The organism is Roseibium algicola, from assembly GCF_001999245.1.
Taxonomy (GTDB): Bacteria; Pseudomonadota; Alphaproteobacteria; order Rhizobiales; family Stappiaceae; genus Roseibium; species Roseibium algicola.
This window is the reverse complement of sequence record NZ_CP019630.1, coordinates 354,185-370,988: the sequence shown is the minus strand read 5'-3', so window position 1 is coordinate 370,988 and position 16,804 is coordinate 354,185. Positions and strand designations below refer to the sequence as shown.

The window sequence follows — 16,804 nt, the reverse complement described above, 5'->3', positions numbered from 1 at the left end:
TTGTCCCGCGAAACCTTTAGATTTGTTCTCTATTCCCGGTCCTATAGTCCGTAATACCATGGCGCGACCAGAGAGAAGGTCAACCATAAAATGAGCGCAAGCGGTGTGCCAGCCCGCACAAAGTCGTTGAACTTGTAGTGACCCGGACCCATCACGATCAGGTTGGTCTGATAGCCGATCGGCGTCGCAAACGACGAGTTGGCCGCGATAATCAGGCAGACGACGAAGGCTTCGGGGCTCGCACCGATCTGATTTGCCAGATTGATCGCAATCGGTGTGAACAGGACAGCCGCCGCGTTGTTCGACAGGAAGTTCGTCAGGATCATCACGATGAAGAACAGGGCCGACAGCATCACGGTCGGTGAAGCCCCGGCGAGCAAATGAACCAGTCCGGTGGCAATCGCATTCGCACCGCCGGTTCCCTCCAGTGCAACGGCAGCCGCAAGCGAGGCGCCCACCAGCATGAAGATGCGGCTGTCGATGGCGCGCATGGCCTGGCGGATGTTGAGACATCCCGACACAATCATGGCGAAGGTCCCGGCCACGGCGGTGGTGACAATGGGAATAAGACCGCTGGCAGCCAGCGCGACAACAAGAGCGAAGATGACAAGCGCCCGTGGTGCGTAGCGTTTGCGCGGCACTTCGGCCATTGACCAGTCCAGCAGCAGCACGTCGCGATTACCGCGCAGGCGCGCGATCGCCTCTTCGCTGCCGGCCACAAGGAGCACGTCACCCGCTTCCAGGCGAATGTCGTTCATCGCCATGCGCGGCATGCGGCTGCGGCGCTGGATGCCCATCACAAGACAGCCGGTGTCGGTGTAAAAGCCCGACTGGGGCAAGGTGCGTCCCATCAGGCGGGACGCAGGGGCCACCACCACTTCCGCCAGGCTGATCGTACCAGCAGGTGCCTGAGCCTCGCGGCCGGAGTTGCTGGTATCTGAATCAGCTTCCATCAGTGGCTGCCGGCGAGCCAGAGCATTGGCAAGGGCTGCACGCGTTGCCGCCACGATCACCGTATCGCCGGGAGAGAGCACCACGTTTTCAAACGGGGGCAGGATTGGCTTCTGGCCTCGTTGAACCAGTCTTACCGTCATGTCCTTCAATTGCGGGAACATGCCGGATACGGATTCCACGCCCACCAGCGGATGACCATAGGTGATTTCGATCTGGGCGATGAACTGCTTGCCGGAGGAACTCTGGAACTCTTCCGCCATGGTTTTGCGCACCGGAAGCAGCTTCGGCATGATGAACAGCACATAGATCGAGCCGACACCGGCGATGATCAGTCCGATTGGGGTGAAGCTGAAAAAGGTCAGTTTGAGATCGGAACTTTGCGCCGCGAAATTTGCTACCAGCAGGTTGGTTGACGAGCCGATCAACGTCGTCATGCCGCCAAGGATCGCGAGGAAAGACAGGGGCATCAGAACACGGGCCGGCGACTGGCCGACCGTGGCGGCAACAGCTGTCAGGATCGGCAGAAACATCACCACAACAGGGGTGTTGTTCAAGAATGCGCTGAGCGCCGCGACAGTCAGGAGAACAGGGATCGCAGCCCGCAGCGACCGGCCGCGCGTCATCTTGACGATCGCCTTTGCCGGTGCTTCCAGCGCATCGGTCTGGAACAGTCCCTGACCAATGATCAGGAGGCAGATGACTGTTATCAGCGCCGGATTTGAGAAGCCGGACAGGAAGTCGCCGGTGGTGATAAGCGAACCGTCCGGCCTCTCGACCGGAAAAACCGAAAAGATGACAATGAAGGCGGAAACGGACCCGAGAGCTATTGTTTCAATCGCGTACCGCTCGACGGCGTACAGGACGACAGTGGACGCGATCACCACGAAGGTCAGCGCCATTGCAATATCAACTGAGTCCATTCACCTGCCCAAAGCCACCTTGGCCAATTTCACGAACCTGCACTTTAAAGCAGGCGGTCCCGGCAATGGAAGAGCCTTAAGATAATATTGCCGTTGATATATTCCTTTGAGGCAATGACACTGTCAAAGTTCATGTGCCGTTACCGCGATTTGATCCGATTAATGGGAACCCGGACTGGCGATCCGCGTTGAAGAAGTCATGAAATCAGATAACCCAATTTCGCCTTCGTTCCCGAAAGACCTGCCCTCGCTCGTCTTGTTTCTGGCAGTTGTTTTGGGTGTCGGCATCACGATCGGCGTTTTGAACACCCCTGGTGCCTGGTACGAGGGCTTGCAGAAGCCGCCGTTCAATCCACCCAACTGGGTGTTCGCGCCTGCCTGGACCATTCTTTACATTCTGATAGCGATTGCCGGCTGGCGGACATTCCTTCGGGCACCCGATAGCCGCGTGATGAAAATCTGGTACGGGCAGATGGTTCTCAACTGGATCTGGTCGCCACTCTTCTTCACGCTCCACTTCATGTGGACGGCTTTTGCCGTGATCGCGGCGATGCTCTACCTGATCCTGAACTTTATCGGTGGAAGCTGGCAAACCGATCGTTTGTCCGCGCAGCTGTTCATTCCCTATGCGCTCTGGACCTGCTTTGCTGGAGTATTGAACCTGTCGCTGGCTCTCTTGAACTGACCTTACGCCTGGCCGCGCACATAGCCTTGATGGGAGGCCGAGTTGATCACTACCGTTCCCAGTACGAGGTCGTGCAGCAGGCGTTTACGGTCGGAAAACAGTGACACGAGCAAAACAAGCGGCGTCAGCAAAGAGACCGAAAACCAGAACAGGATGACATGGACGGCTGCCAGAAGCGGGTAGGGCTTTGCGCCATACCAGAGGCGCATTTCCAGTCCCATCGCACGCATGCCCAGGGTTGACGCCTGCGGTCCGCCAAGGGTGAAGGCGACATAGAGCAGCGCAACCGCCGTCGGCAGGATGCCGTAAAGCAGGAAGCCGAGACCCAGCGTAAAGACACCCAGGAAAAACACCACGATACCGGCACCGAAGGTGAACAACGTGATCACGATCAGATCGATGAAGAAGGCAAAGATGCGCCGGCTGCGCACGCCGGAAAACAGCTCCGGATTGCTCACAGGATCGAAAACGTCCTGACGGGCATAATCGGAGGTGGTTTCAGCTGACATGGTTCGGCTCCCTTGGGTTCGATGCCCCTGATGTGGGGATTGAGGCCGGGTTTCGCAAATCATTTGCCGGGTGAAACCGAACCGTTCCGCGGGTAATCCACACCAACCCCTCATCCTGAGGAAGCGCGGAGCGCTGTCTCGAAGGATGGGCGGCATACTCCGGAGCAAGGAGCCCATCCTTCGAGACGGTCCCCCGGTCCTCCCTAGGATGAGGTCGGTGTGTGAAGTGTCCGCATCAATAGCCGTGTAATGAAGGACTGAGGTGGCAGCCCTTCAGTCCATCCGCTCGCCGATTTCCAGGTAACGCACCACGAAGGCACGTTCGCGCAGAGCGGCGACGATACGCTCGCCATGCGGGCGGTCAAAGGCCTCGAAGGTGACGTCCAGCGTTGCGCCTTTTGCGGGAACATTGAGGAACAGGCGATGGTGTTCGACGTCGACCACGTTGCCCTGCATGTCACCGATCACGGTTGCGATTTCACCCAGAACGCCGGGGCGGTCAGGCGTGTCGATCCGGATCGAGACCAGTTTGCCATCGCGTGCAAGTTCGCGGACCACGATCTTGGAGAGCAGTCTCGGATCGATATTGCCACCGCAAAGAACCAGGCCAACCCTCTTGCCGGCAAATCGCTCAGGTTCGGTCAGCAAGGCCGCGAGACCGGCAGCGCCTGCGCCTTCCGCAATGGTCCGTTGCAAGGTCAGATAGGCGTTTATCGCCCGCTCGATGCTGCTTTCCGAAACAAGCAGGATGTCATCGACGACCTTTTTGACGACTTCGGTCGTCAGGACGCCGATGTCGCGCACAGCGATACCTTCTGCGATGGTCGCGCCTTCGCAGCGCACGTCCTTGCCATAGAAGGCGCCCCACATGCCGGGGTAAAGCGTCGTTTCAACGCCAATCACTTCGACGGAAGGCTTGAGAGCCTTTGCCGCCGTGGCGATGCCGGCGATAAGGCCACCGCCGCCGATCGGCACGACGAGCACATCGAGATCCGGCTGCTGAGCCAGCATCTCGATGCCGATGGTACCCTGACCGTGAATGACATGGGCATCGTCATAGGGATGCACCCAGACGAGATTGTTCTGTTCGGCCAGCCTGTCGGCTTCTTCCTTCGCCTCGGCCAGCGTGTTTCCCGCCAGGATCACCTCTGCACCATGGTTGCGGGTCGCGGAGATCTTCACGAATGGCGTCAGAACCGGCATGACGATGGTTGCCGGTATGCCAAGCCGTCCGGCATGATAGGCAACGCCCTGGGCATGGTTGCCGGCCGAAACCGCAATCACGCCGCGCTTCTTTTCATCCGCCGTCAGGCTGGAGAGCTTCACCAGTGCGCCACGTTCCTTGAAGGCGCCGGTGACCTGCATGTTTTCGTATTTTACAAAGACATCCGCCCCTGTGAGCTGCGAAAGCCGCGGAGCGGGCAGGCACGGGGTCTCGATTACGGCGCCCTTCAAAAGTGCAGCCGCTTCCTGAACCTTGTCGAATGTGACGTTGTCAGCGGTGGTGGCCCCGGCGGAGGTCATTTCCCGGCTGCCAGCATTTCGGCCACCTTCGGTGCGAAATAGGTCAGGATGCCGTCGGCGCCGGCGCGCTTGAAGGCGAGCAGACTTTCCAGCATCGCCTTGTCACCGTCCAGCCAGCCGTTTCCGGCCGCGGCCTTGATCATCGCGTATTCGCCTGACACCTGATACGCGTAGGTCGGAACCTGGAACTCGTCCTTAATCCGCCGGACAATGTCGAGGTAGGGCATGCCCGGCTTGACCATCACCATGTCGGCGCCTTCAGCAATGTCCAGTTCGGCTTCCCGCAGGGCTTCGTCCGTATTGGCCGGATCCATCTGGTAAGTGCGCTTGTCGCCAACCAGGGTCCCCGATGAGCCGACGGCGTCCCGGAACGGACCATAGAAGGCGGAGGCGTATTTCGCCGAATAGGCCATGATCTGGGTTCCGCGATGACCTTGAGAATCGAGTGCCTGTCGAATGGCGCCGATACGTCCGTCCATCATGTCGGACGGGGCGATCACGTCTGATCCGGCTTCCGCCTGCACCAGGGCCTGCCGGCAGAGCTGATCTACGGTTTCGTCGTTCAGGATCGTCTCGCCTTCCATCAATCCGTCATGACCGTGGCTGGTGTAGGGATCAAGGGCGACGTCCGTCATCAGGCCCAGGTTCAGGCCCTCCGCCTTGATGGCGCGCAAGGCGCGACAGGTCAGGTTTTCAGGATTGAGAGCCTCGGAACCTGTTTCATCGCGAAGACCGGGATCGGTGTAGGGAAACAGTGCCAGTGCCGGAATGTTCAACTTCGCCGCCTTCTCGGCGTCGCGGACGGCTTCATCCACGGACAGGCGCACAACATCCGGCATGGAAGGAACGGACTGACGGATATTCTCGCCGTCCACCAGAAAAATCGGCCAGATCAGGTCATCGACCGTGAGATTGTTTTCGCGCACCAGGCGGCGCGACCAGTCGCTCTGGCGGTTGCGGCGCATGCGCGTGCCGGCCAGCAGTGTGTCCATGTGGTCGGAGGTTATCGGCGGGAGGGGAGAATTTGACGGCATCGGCCCTGACTGTTCGCTAGGAGATGTTGGAAAGCGTATTCTGATCGAAGTGAGCCGCCAATCTATCACGCAGATTGACGCAATCCAACATTCTGTAAAATAACTGAATTTAATAAAGAAAAAGAGATTGTTTGACGTTCGCGTCAAATGTGCTTTAGTGCTGCCGCGAAGACAGGGCGCAGACCTTTCCGGAGGAGGAAGTGCGCCGCCACCGCTTGAGGGAGGATAACCCGTGGACTTTTCACTGAACGAAGATCAGCGCGCCTTTCAGGACATGGCGGCAAGTTTCTCGCGGGATGAACTGGCGCCATTTGCCAAGGAATGGGACGAGGAAAGCCACTTCCCGATTCCCACCCTGCGCAAGGCAGCCGAGCTTGGGTTCGGTGGCATCTACGTGAAGGAAGATGTCGGTGGTTCCGCGCTCACCCGGCTGGATGCAACGCTGATCTTCGAGGAACTGTCCAAGGGCTGTACGTCGACGGCGGCCTATATATCCATTCACAACATGGTCGCCTGGATCATCGATACATATGGCTCGGAGGACCTACGCCAGAAGTATCTGCCCAGGCTCTGCACCATGGACCTGCTCACCAGCTACTGTCTCACCGAACCGGGCTCGGGTTCTGATGCAGCGAGCCTGCGTACCAGCGCCAAGGATGATGGTGACCATTATGTCCTCAACGGCTCCAAGGCATTCATCTCCGGCGGCGGCGTAAGCGATCTGTATGCGGTAATGGTCCGCACAGGTGGTGAGGGACCTTCCGGCGTTTCCTGTATCCTGGTCGAAAAAGGGACTCCTGGTCTCAGCTTCGGTGCCAACGAGGTGAAGCTCGGCTGGAAGAGCCAGCCGACGGCCCAGGTCAATTTTCAGGATTGCCGGGTGCCGAAGTCGAATCTGATCGGATCGGAAGGGCAGGGCTTCAAGATCGCGATGGCGGCGCTCGATGGCGGTCGGCTTAACATCGGCGCCTGCTCGATGGGGGCTGCACAGGCCTGTCTCGATCATGCCCTGGCCTATGTGCAGGAACGCAAGCAGTTTGGTCGACCGATTGCCGACTTCCAGGCACTTCAGTTCCGCCTGGCGGATATGGCAACCGAATTGGAAGCAGCCCGGCTGCTCTTGCACAAGGCCGCTTCGGCGGTGGATGCGAAATCGCATGACGCCACCAAGCTTGCGGCCATGGCCAAGCGGCTTGCTACCGACACCGGCTTCAAGGTGGTCAACGAAGCACTGCAGCTTCACGGCGGCTACGGCTATCTGCGCGACTATCCTATCGAGCGTTATTTCCGCGATGTGCGGGTGCATCAGATCCTGGAAGGCACCAACGAGATCATGCGGCTGATCATTGCGCGGCAGCTGCTAAAGGACTGATCGAGTTTTCCGTCCCATTCCGTTGAAACGACTCTTCTTTTTGCGAGGCGCCAGTGAGCGACGAGATTCTTTTCCAGAAGCGCGGCAAGGCCGGGTTTGTCATCTTGAACCGGCCGAAGGCACTGAACGCGATCAACCACGCAATGGTTCTGGCAATGGCCGAGCAATTGTCGCGCTGGGCGGAAGATCCGGAAATCGCACACATCGTCGTTACGGGTGCTGGCGACAAGGCGTTCTGCGCAGGTGGCGACATTCGCAGCATCTATGATGCCCGAATGAGCGGGCGGACAGACGGCCTGAGCGCCTTCTTCCGTGACGAGTACATGCTCAATGCACAGATCAAGGCCTATCCGAAGCCATACATCGCTCTCGTCAACGGGATTGTCATGGGCGGCGGTGTCGGGGTGTCGGTTCATGGCAGCTATCGCATCGGCACGGAAAAGACGTTGTTTGCGATGCCTGAGACCGGAATTGGCTTCTTTCCGGATGTCGGCGGGACATTCTTCCTGCCGCGCATGCCCAGGAACAGCGGCGTCTACTGTGCACTTAGCTCCGGCAGGCTGAAACAGGGCGATGCTCTGGCTACCGGCGTTCTGACCCACGCCGTTTTGGAAGAAAGCCTTGCTGACCTGGAACAGGACCTTGAAACAGCAGACGATATCGGCGCAGTGCTTGCGCCGTATCTGATGACGCCGGAGAAGGGGCCCGTCTGCGAAAGTCTTGACGTTATCGACGAGATCTTTTCGGCTGCATCGGTGGAAGACATTCTGTCGCGCCTGGATGCCTCGCAGAGTGAATTTGCGGGGAAGGCCGCGGCCGCCATCCGGCAAAAATCACCAACAAGCGTTCTGGTTGCTTTCGAGCAAATGAAGCGAGGCCGCAAGCTTTCCTTCAATGAATGCATGAAGCTTGAATATCGCATCGTCTCGCGCATTTTGAAGGGGACGGAGTTCTACGAAGGCATTCGTGCTGTGCTGGTCGACAAGGATCAGGCGCCAAAATGGTCGCCTGCCCAGTTTGGCCAAGTGGACAGCGCCGAGCTGGCGTCGTATTTCGAGGAACCTGCTGACGGAGATCTGCCGCTCAGCTGAGCTCAACCTGACCCGGACAGCACATGATTACCAGCTTTCAGGACCTGATCGATTCCCGCCCACCCTGGAGCACGCTGCTGATCTGGTATCTGCGCGGCATTGCGATCATTCTCATCGGCGGCGGCGTCATCTACTGGGCCCGCATTATCGGCATCGTCGAATGGCGTGGATTATGGTTCTGGGACATGCCCGTGGCGCTGCAGGGAGCCATCGTCTTTTTTGCCGTCCTGGATTTGGTGGCCGCGACCGGCCTCTGGCTGACCGTGTCCTGGGGCACGGTGATGTGGATTTTCCGCTGCTTCTGCCAGATCGTCATGCACACAGCCTTTTCCGATCTCTACGGCCGCCGGCCATATGAAATCGCCTTCTACCTGCTGACAATCGCAATTTATGCCGGACTAGCCTTCCTGATGGACAGGGAAAATAAGGCCAATGCCGGCTGACAGCGGTTGAATCAGTTTTTGAAGTGCCTGGAAAGGCAGTTCAAGACGGCCAGCCAACAGATTCAAAATCAACATGAAATCTCTTTGGGAGGAAACCATCATGAGCACTATCGGATTTATCGGTCTTGGCAACATGGGCGGACCGATGGCGATCAATCTCGTCAAGGCAGGGCACAAGGTACTCGGCTTTGATCTGTCCGATGCGGCCATGGCAGCACACGAAGCGGAGGGTGGTGAAAAGGCAGCTAGTGTCGCTGACCTGGCTGCTGCTGCCGACGTGATCGTCACCATGCTGCCCGCCGGAAAGCATGTCCGCCAGATCTATGAAGGCGAGGGCGGTATTCTCGACAACGCCAAGCCCGGCACTCTCATGATCGATTCCTCGACTATCGACGTCGACAGCGCCCGTGCGGTCAGCGCTGCGGCAGAGGCCAGGGGCATGAAAATGGTCGACGCGCCGGTCTCCGGCGGTGTTGCCGGCGCAGCGGGTGGAACGCTGACCTTCATGGTCGGTGGATCCGCCGAGGCATTCGAAGCGGCGAAAACCTATCTCGACATCATGGGCAAGACCATCGTGCATGCAGGCGACGCCGGAACCGGTCAGGCGGCGAAGATCTGCAACAACATGATCCTCGGCATTTCCATGATCGCCGTATCGGAGGCATTTGTGCTCGCCGAGAAGCTTGGTCTGGACAAGCAGAAGTTGTTTGACATCTCCTCGACGGCGTCTGGTCAGTGCTGGTCCCTGACATCCTACTGCCCGGTGCCGGGACCGCTGCCGTCGTCTCCTGCGAACCGGGATTATCAACCTGGGTTTGCAGCCGCGATGATGCTCAAGGATCTGAAACTTGCTCAGGAAGCAGCAAATTCGGCCGGCGCGGCAACGCCGTTGGGCGCGGAAGCGGCAGCTCTCTACTCGCTGTTCTGCAATTCAGGTGGCGAAGCCCAGGATTTCTCAGGGATTGTGAAGTTCCTCCGCGGAACATCGTAAACAACTTGTTAAAGGGAAGTCTAAAACGCCCCTTGGAAGTTAACGGATGATTCAGCGTGTCTCTTAAGCGGATTTTAGAATCGCTCGGTTAGATTGCGAAACAAGGCGGGAAAAATATCCGTCCAACGACAGGTACTAAAAGAGGCGCAATCACATGATCACCGCAAGTAGGGCAGTCGACGCTGTTGCACAGAGTGAAGGGGAAGAGCTTGAGATCAAGCCGCTTTACCTAGAGGCTCTTACGCTCGTTGAGCGACTGCATCGGCGTCTGCTCGACGTCATCAAGGACGAATTCGACCGCATGGGCCGGTCCGACGTAAACAGCGTGCAGGCACTGCTGCTGTTCAACATCGGCGACAGCGAACTGACCGCCGGTGAACTGCGGACACGCGGTTACTACCTGGGGTCGAATGTCTCCTACAACCTGAAGAAGCTGGTCGAGACCGGTTACATCCACCATCAGCGTTCGCGTATGGACCGCAGGTCTGTCCGTGTCAGCCTGACGGAAAAGGGACGGGAAGTGGCCAAGATCGTGAACGATCTTTACGAGCGTCACATGCTGTCCGTGGAACAGGTCGGCGAAATCGGTCCGCAGGACTTTGTGGCACTGAACAAGTCCCTGCGCCGTCTGGAGCGGTTCTGGACCGACCAGATCCTTTACCGCCTGTAAGACATTCGCAGAACATTCAGATGACAAGGCACCGCCCATTGGGCGGTGCTTTCTGTTTTTCAGCCTCAAGTTGCCGACCTCACGCAAATTTGCACAGCCAGAATTCTCGAACGGCGGAGAAACAAAGCTATGGTGCAGGCAGTTTTAACTGCTGAGGCAAAGTTGACATCTTGTGGTCACATTGGAATGGCTTTGTGCAGTGCTCCTGAATCCGAGATGGTTAAAAAATCAAGCGATTTGTTAACTCCCTTCCGTTAGGACTGGGAGCAGGAACCGCCGGGGTGGCCTGTTTTGTTGGTCTCAACCCCGCGTATTTGAAGAACATTTGCGCCGAATGGCGCTGCAACATGGGGTCGGCGATGAACCTTTTATCCGGACCGTTCGGGATAAAGCGTCACTGGAAGTGGACTGCTGGAAAAACGCTCAAGAGCATGATGATGCTGGGCGTGGTGACTCCAGTCATGATCGCATCCGGTGCGCAGGCACAGACGGCCCCGATGACATTCGCACAGAACCAGCAGGTTGAATGGGCGGATAACTTTGACATCGCGACGGATCACATCACGGAAGTGAAATCCTCTGCTCCGACGTTGTCACCGCAGACGGCCGACTATATCGCAGCAGCGATCGATCGTTATCAGCGCATTGTCCAGGCCGGTGGCTGGGGAACAGTGTCTGCTGGTGGCAAGGCGCTTCGCATCGGTGCCAAGGATCCGCGCGTCGTGGAACTTCGCCGCCGCTTGATCGTTTCCGGCGATCTTGAACAGCAGGCAGGCCTCTCCGACACCTTCGATTCTTACGTGGATGCAGGTCTGCGTCGTTTTCAGCTTCGTCACGGTCTTATTCCGGACGGTGTGATGGGCGACGGCACCGTGACTGCGCTGAACATTTCGGCCGACGTACGTCTGCGCCAGCTCGAAACCAACATGATCCGTATGCGGTCCATGTCCGGTTTCCTAGGCGACCGCTATGTGATGGTCAACATTCCGGCAGCAGAGATCGAGGCTGTTGAAAACGGCATGGTCCGTTCGCGCCACACGGCCGTTGTGGGCAAGATCGACCGCCAGACGCCGATTCTCAACAGCAAGATCTACGAGTTGAACTTCAATCCGTACTGGACGGTGCCGAAGTCGATCATCCGCAAGGACCTGATCCCGAAGATGAAAGAGGATCCGCAGTATCTTGCGAAAAACAATATCCGCATCTTCGACTGGAGCAACAACGAGCTGAACTGGCAACAGATCGACTGGAACACGGATGAGGCGACCCAGTATCGCTTCACCCAGGATCCGGGCTCGGAAAACTCGCTCGGGTCGGTGCGCATCAACTTCCACAACAAACACCAGGTCTATCTGCACGATACGCCGTCCAAGACCCTGTTTGGCGAAGCCAACCGGTTCCATTCTTCGGGCTGCGTGCGCGTACAGAATGTGCGAGAGCTGGTGACCTGGCTGTTGCAGTCGACAACTCCTGACTGGGATCGGGGGCGCGTCGATGGTGTCATCCGCACCGGTGATCGTGAAGACGTGAAACTGAAGTCGCAGATTCCGCTTTATCTCACCTACATCACCGCCTGGGCAAATGCCGACGGTGTGGTGCATTTCCGCGATGATATCTACGACCGCGACGATCTCTACGGAACGGGTGAGCAAGCACGCCTGTAGGTGTCGCCAAGCGTCAAACAATTGTTTCCTGTCCAGAAACGTCGGCCTTGATCAGGCCGGCGTTTCATGGATTCTAGCTCCATTCGCATGCTTGTTCGACAACGGGGTGCTGGATCAGGAGAACGGCAATGAGTCGCGAAGAGCGGCCTGGTGAAATTTATCTTGAGTTTCGGCCGATCGGTCAGCAGGTCAAGGTCACTGCCATTGACGCGGCGACCGGTTTTGAAGTGTCGGTCTTCGGGCCAGCTTCTGCAGCTCAGGAAGATCTGAAGCGGATTGCCGTTCGAAAACTTCGCCGCCGCCTTGAACAGGAAGGCTTGGCTGCGCAGAACAGACCTGACCCGACCCTTTATTGATGGTTTGTCTTAAGTCTCTGCTTCCGCAACAGGTTTCGATAAAACAACAAGCAATTTAAATCGTTTTGAGAAGAACGGCGCACCAGATCGGTTTGCGAGAGCAGATTTGAATTGTGCCCGGGTATTGTTTTGGTGCCGGTCAAATGATCGGCGCTGAAGGTCGGATCTGTTGCAAGTGTAACTTGTTGGGTTGTCAGTTTAGATTTGGCCCAAGGTTGCGAAAACTTGTTTCGTTCAAGATTTGGCAGCTGTGTCGTTTTCCAAACTGGACGCGTCGGTATGCCCCTTGGTTCTGGTCGGGGGGTGTGTTAATTCCTCGCCTCACACAGGCATGACGGTCGAAAGCGTCCTTCCGGACATTGGCCGCCGATGCTCCTGATCTATCAAAAGAACACAAGGATGGCGCTATGTCTTTGATGGAAAGCTCCGATCAGTCCCTGCAGTCCGGTTTCTTCACCCGCAGCCTTGCTGAAGCCGATCCGGATATCTTCGACACGATCGGCAAGGAACTCGGCCGTCAGCAGCATGAAATCGAGCTGATTGCTTCGGAAAACATCGTTTCCCGCGCAGTGCTGGAAGCACAGGGCTCGATCTTCACCAACAAATATGCCGAAGGTTATCCGGGCAAGCGCTACTATGGCGGTTGTGAGTTCGCCGACATTGCCGAAACGCTGGCAATCGAGCGCGCGAAGGAACTGTTCGGCTGCCAGTTTGCCAACGTTCAGCCGAACTCCGGCAGCCAGATGAACCAGGCAGTGTTCCTGGCTCTTCTGCAGCCTGGTGACACCTTCATGGGCCTGGATCTCAACTCCGGTGGTCACCTGACCCACGGTTCTCCGGTGAACATGTCCGGCAAGTGGTTCAACGTCGTCTCCTATGGCGTGCGTGAGGACGACCATCTTCTCGACATGGATGAGGTCGAGCGCCTTGCCAACGAACACAAGCCCAAGCTGATCCTGGCCGGCGGCACCGCCTATTCCCGTATCTGGGACTGGAAGCGGTTCCGCGAAATCGCCGACAGCATTGGTGCCTATCTCATGGTCGACATGGCGCATATCGCCGGTCTGGTTGCAGGTGGGGTCCACCCGTCGCCGGTTCCGCACGCCCATGTCGTCACCACCACCACCCACAAGTCCCTGCGCGGTCCGCGCGGCGGCATGATCCTGAGCAACGACGAAGCGATCGCCAAGAAGATCAATTCGGCCGTCTTCCCGGGTCTTCAGGGTGGCCCGCTGATGCACGTCATTGCTGCCAAGGCCGTTGCCTTCAAGGAAGCACTGCAGCCGGAATTCAAGGCTTATGCCCGCGCCGTTCAGGAAAATGCCAAGGTTCTGGCTGAAGTCCTGAAGGAGCAGGGTCTGGATATCGTTTCCGGCGGCACCGACAACCACCTGATGCTGGTGGATCTGCGTCCGAAAAACGCCACCGGCAAGGTGGCTGAAAAATCTCTCGGCCGCGCCAACATCACCTGCAACAAGAACGGTATCCCGTTCGACCCGGAAAAGCCGTTTGTCACGTCTGGCGTTCGTCTCGGCACCCCGGCAGCGACCACACGCGGCTTCGGTGTTGCGGAATTCCGCGAAGTCGGTCTGCTGATCACGGAAGTGTTGGACGGTTTGAAGGCCGCAAACAGTGAAGAGGGCAACGCGGCAGTTGAAGCGGCGGTCAAAGCCAAGGTAGAAGCACTGACGGCCCGGTTCCCGATCTACGGGGGCTAATCGCGGGCTCGCTCAGGAGCTTTAAGACATGAGATGTCCGTTTTGCGGGGGTGAGGAAACCCAGGTCAAGGATTCCCGCCCGACCGAGGACAATACAGCCATCCGCCGCCGCAGGATCTGCAATACCTGCGGCGGCCGGTTCACCACCTTCGAGCGCGTGCAGCTTCGCGAACTCCTGGTGCTCAAACGCTCCGGGCGCCGCGTTCCCTTCGACAGGGAAAAACTGATGCGGTCCGTGCAGATCGCGGTGCGCAAGCGTCCCGTGGATCCTGACAAGATCGAACGCATGGTCTCCGGCATCGTTCGCCAGCTCGAAAGTTCGGGCGAAACCGAAATCACCGCGGAAACCATCGGCAACCACGTCATGGAAGGCCTGAAGGGCATCGATGACGTTGCCTATGTCCGCTTTGCCTCCGTTTACAAGAACTTCCGCGAGGCAAAGGATTTCGAAGCCCTTCTGGATGAGCTGAGCGATCCGGACGGACAGCCGCTCAAAAACTCCTGACCTGCAGTATCCGGTTCTTGATGTCCGAGCTTTCCAATCTTGATGCCCGTTTCATGGCGGCCGCCGAACGCCTTGCCCGTCGTGGTCTCGGCCGTGTGTGGCCCAATCCTTCCGTGGCTGCGCTCATCGTCCGTTTCGACGCAGGTGCCGCTGTTCTCGTGGGCAGAGGCGTCACGTCCCGTCCCGGCATGGCGCATGCGGAAGTCAATGCCTTGAACCAGGCAGGGGACAGGGCGAAAGGGGCGACCTGTTACGTCACCCTGGAGCCATGTTCTCACTACGGCCGAACCCCGCCTTGCGCCAAGGCTCTGATCGAGGCGGGCGTGAAACGCGTGGTCGTCGGCATGCTGGACCCGAACCCGCGTGTCGCTGGTCGTGGTGTCGCCATGCTGCGCGATGCGGGCATCGAGGTGGAAGTGGGTGTGCGCGAAAAGGCCATGCATGCGCTGTACCGAGGGTTCACCTACAGGCAACTGAAACAGCGTCCGGTGGTGTTCCTGAAGCTAGCTGTTTCCAGGGATGGATTTATCGGCCGGGTAGGCGAAGGTCAGGTCAAGATCTCCGGTGCCCTGTCGATGCGCAAGGTCCATGGGTTTCGCGCCGAATGCGACGCCATCCTGGTCGGTTCAGGTACGGCGCTTGCCGATGACCCGCAACTGACCTGCAGACTTCCAGGCCTCGCTGGTCGCTCTCCTGTGCGGGTCATCATCGACCGGTGTGCCCGGCTGCCATTGACTTCCAAACTGGTGCAAACCTGCGTTGACGTGCCTGTCTGGCTTGTGTGTGGCAATGCGGCGGATGCTGACAAGCTGGCGGACCTGGCGGCTGCTGGTGTCAATGTCATCCGGGTGCCCGCTGAAGAAACCGGCATCAAGCCCTCTGTCATCCTGAGTGCGCTGGCAACACGCGGCATAACGCGGGTGATGGTTGAAGGTGGTTCCCGTCTGGCGTCGTCTTTCCTGGCGGCGGACCTTGTGGATGATCTTTGTGTCGTTACCGGGGATATCGTAATCGGCGAAGGCGGCATACCTGCTCTGCACGGTCTTGACCTTGCAGATGTTCTCAAAGACCCCAAATTCGAGCGGGTCGATGCGGGCCGTTTCGGTCCGGACAGTTTTGTTTATCTCAGACGGCGCGGAGCCTGACATGTTCACCGGAATTGTGACCGACCTCGGCGAGATCCTCGCTATCGACAAGATCCCTGCCGGAATGCGGACGCGGATCCGCACCGCCTACGATACGAATGGCTTCGACATCGGGGCTTCGATTTCCTGTTCTGGCGTCTGCCACACGGTGACAGCCAAGGACAACGGCTCCAATGGCAACTGGTTTGAAGTGGAATCGGCCGCCGAAACCCTGGCGCTGACCAACGTCGCATCCTGGAAAGTGGGGCAGAAACTCAATCTGGAACGCTCGCTGACGATGGGTGCGGAGCTGGGCGGGCACCTGGTGCTTGGCCATGTCGATGGACTTGCAACGGTGACAAAGCGTGAAGACCATCCGGATTCGGTCTATTTCCAGTTCGAAGCACCGGCGGAAGCAGCCCCCTTTATTGCCAAGAAAGGTTCGGTTGCGCTCGATGGCACGTCCCTGACGGTGAACGAGGTCGACGGGTTGCTCTTCTCCGTCTTCCTGATCCCGCATACGCTCGAAGTCACGACCTGGTCTGATCGGCAGGTCGGTGACAAGATCAACCTGGAAGTGGATATGATGGCCCGCTACGCCGCCCGTCTTGCGGAATTCTCCAAGACCGGGTAGGGGACGGTCCCAACACCTTCGAAAAGAGCTAATATCATTTACCGCCTTAACCACGGGACGAACTCGTCACCGGGATATCGTGGTCCTTTACGAATGAGACTGGACAAACCGGGGCAGACGTGGTTCCTGTCGCGGCCTTACATAGGAACGAAAACCCATGAGCGCTGCACCGAAACTTCTGATCATCGAAGCCCGTTTCTACGAAGATCTGGCCGATGCTCTCGCAGAAGGCGCGATCAAGACCATTGAGGCTGCCGGCGCAAGCTATGACCGGATCGCTGTTCCGGGTGTCCTGGAAATTCCGGCTGCCCTGTCCATGGCTCTGACGGCAATGGAAAACGACGGCGAGCTTTACGACGGCTTCGTTCTGCTGGGTGTCGTCATTCGCGGCGAGACCACCCATTACGATATTGTTGCCAATGAATCGAACCGGGTGATCATGGATTTGATCGTCGATGCGGATCTGGCTGTCGGAAATGGTATCCTGACCGTTGAAAACGGTGAGCAGGCATGGGCCCGCGCGAAGGTGGACGACAAGGACAAAGGCGGCGCGGCTGCCCGTGCTGCCCTCGACATGATCGCCCTGCGCGAGCGGCTTGGAGTATAAGAA

The 16,804-nt window shown here is 58.2% G+C and carries 17 protein-coding genes; 13 read left to right on the top strand and 4 right to left on the bottom strand.

Annotated features, from left to right (window positions below; all coding sequences use genetic code 11):
- Positions 1-41: 41 nt before the first annotated feature.
- On the bottom strand, positions 42-1,874 hold the full coding sequence (locus B0E33_RS01870; protein ID WP_077290270.1) for an SLC13 family permease: 1,833 nt from the start codon (positions 1,872-1,874) through the stop codon (positions 42-44).
- 199 nt (positions 1,875-2,073) lie between these two features.
- On the opposite strand from B0E33_RS01870, the gene B0E33_RS01865 reads away from it, so the two are divergent.
- A complete protein-coding gene (locus tag B0E33_RS01865) occupies positions 2,074-2,559 on the top strand; it encodes a TspO/MBR family protein (protein WP_077290269.1) in 486 nt (161 codons plus the stop codon).
- A 2-nt stretch (positions 2,560-2,561) separates the two neighbouring features.
- Here B0E33_RS01865 and B0E33_RS01860 read toward each other — a convergent pair whose 3' ends face one another.
- The 3 genes from B0E33_RS01860 to hemB form a co-directional block, all read right to left on the bottom strand.
- Positions 2,562-3,068 carry an RDD family protein gene (locus B0E33_RS01860; RefSeq protein WP_077290268.1) on the bottom strand — a complete coding sequence of 169 codons (507 nt, stop codon included), beginning with the start codon at positions 3,066-3,068 and terminating at the stop codon, positions 2,562-2,564.
- Positions 3,069-3,341: 273 nt separating this feature from the next.
- Entirely contained in the window at positions 3,342-4,592 is a 1,251-nt protein-coding gene (locus B0E33_RS01855) for a threonine ammonia-lyase (protein WP_077290267.1), read from the bottom strand.
- Positions 4,589-5,584 carry a porphobilinogen synthase gene (gene hemB, locus B0E33_RS01850; RefSeq protein WP_023003797.1) on the bottom strand — a complete coding sequence of 332 codons (996 nt, stop codon included), beginning with the start codon at positions 5,582-5,584 and terminating at the stop codon, positions 4,589-4,591. The genes B0E33_RS01855 and hemB overlap by 4 nt, the downstream gene beginning before the upstream one ends.
- Positions 5,585-5,858: 274 nt before the next feature.
- On the opposite strand from hemB, the gene B0E33_RS01845 reads away from it, so the two are divergent.
- The 12 genes from B0E33_RS01845 to ribH all read left to right on the top strand — a co-directional run bounded on the left by B0E33_RS01845 (position 5,859) and on the right by ribH (position 16,801).
- On the top strand, positions 5,859-6,998 hold the full coding sequence (locus B0E33_RS01845; RefSeq protein ID WP_077290265.1) for an isobutyryl-CoA dehydrogenase: 1,140 nt from the start codon (positions 5,859-5,861) through the stop codon (positions 6,996-6,998).
- A 53-nt stretch (positions 6,999-7,051) separates the two neighbouring features.
- Positions 7,052-8,089: an enoyl-CoA hydratase/isomerase family protein gene (locus B0E33_RS01840; protein ID WP_077290264.1), complete on the top strand. Its 1,038-nt coding sequence runs from the start codon at positions 7,052-7,054 to the stop codon at positions 8,087-8,089.
- Positions 8,090-8,112: 23 nt separating this feature from the next.
- The gene (locus tag B0E33_RS01835; RefSeq protein ID WP_023003800.1) at positions 8,113-8,532 is read left to right on the top strand and encodes a DUF6163 family protein; all 420 of its coding nucleotides are present in this window, start codon (positions 8,113-8,115) and stop codon (positions 8,530-8,532) included.
- A gap of 100 nt (positions 8,533-8,632) precedes the next feature.
- Positions 8,633-9,523, top strand: coding sequence for a 3-hydroxyisobutyrate dehydrogenase (gene mmsB / locus B0E33_RS01830; protein ID WP_077293105.1), 891 nt, complete (start codon positions 8,633-8,635; stop codon positions 9,521-9,523).
- Between the two features lie 154 nt (positions 9,524-9,677).
- On the top strand, positions 9,678-10,193 hold the full coding sequence (ldtR, locus tag B0E33_RS01825; RefSeq protein WP_023003802.1) for a transcriptional regulator LdtR: 516 nt from the start codon (positions 9,678-9,680) through the stop codon (positions 10,191-10,193).
- Between the two features lie 359 nt (positions 10,194-10,552).
- Positions 10,553-11,857 (top strand): L,D-transpeptidase family protein, encoded by a 1,305-nt coding sequence (locus B0E33_RS01820; protein ID WP_156912325.1) that lies wholly within the window; start codon positions 10,553-10,555, stop codon positions 11,855-11,857.
- 128 nt (positions 11,858-11,985) lie between these two features.
- Positions 11,986-12,213, top strand: coding sequence for a DUF6898 family protein (locus tag B0E33_RS01815; RefSeq protein ID WP_062489145.1), 228 nt, complete (start codon positions 11,986-11,988; stop codon positions 12,211-12,213).
- A 407-nt stretch (positions 12,214-12,620) separates the two neighbouring features.
- Positions 12,621-13,931, top strand: a complete 1,311-nt coding sequence (gene glyA, locus B0E33_RS01810; protein ID WP_031270645.1) for a serine hydroxymethyltransferase — start codon at positions 12,621-12,623, stop codon at positions 13,929-13,931.
- A 28-nt stretch (positions 13,932-13,959) separates the two neighbouring features.
- On the top strand, positions 13,960-14,436 hold the full coding sequence (nrdR, locus tag B0E33_RS01805) for a transcriptional regulator NrdR (RefSeq protein ID WP_023003806.1): 477 nt from the start codon (positions 13,960-13,962) through the stop codon (positions 14,434-14,436).
- A 20-nt stretch (positions 14,437-14,456) separates the two neighbouring features.
- Positions 14,457-15,581 carry a bifunctional diaminohydroxyphosphoribosylaminopyrimidine deaminase/5-amino-6-(5-phosphoribosylamino)uracil reductase RibD gene (gene ribD / locus B0E33_RS01800; protein ID WP_077290263.1) on the top strand — a complete coding sequence of 375 codons (1,125 nt, stop codon included), beginning with the start codon at positions 14,457-14,459 and terminating at the stop codon, positions 15,579-15,581.
- Between the two features lies 1 nt (position 15,582).
- On the top strand, positions 15,583-16,194 hold the full coding sequence (locus B0E33_RS01795; RefSeq protein ID WP_055653455.1) for a riboflavin synthase: 612 nt from the start codon (positions 15,583-15,585) through the stop codon (positions 16,192-16,194).
- A gap of 157 nt (positions 16,195-16,351) precedes the next feature.
- The gene (gene ribH / locus B0E33_RS01790) at positions 16,352-16,801 is read left to right on the top strand and encodes a 6,7-dimethyl-8-ribityllumazine synthase (protein WP_023003809.1); all 450 of its coding nucleotides are present in this window, start codon (positions 16,352-16,354) and stop codon (positions 16,799-16,801) included.
- Positions 16,802-16,804: the final 3 nt, after the last annotated feature.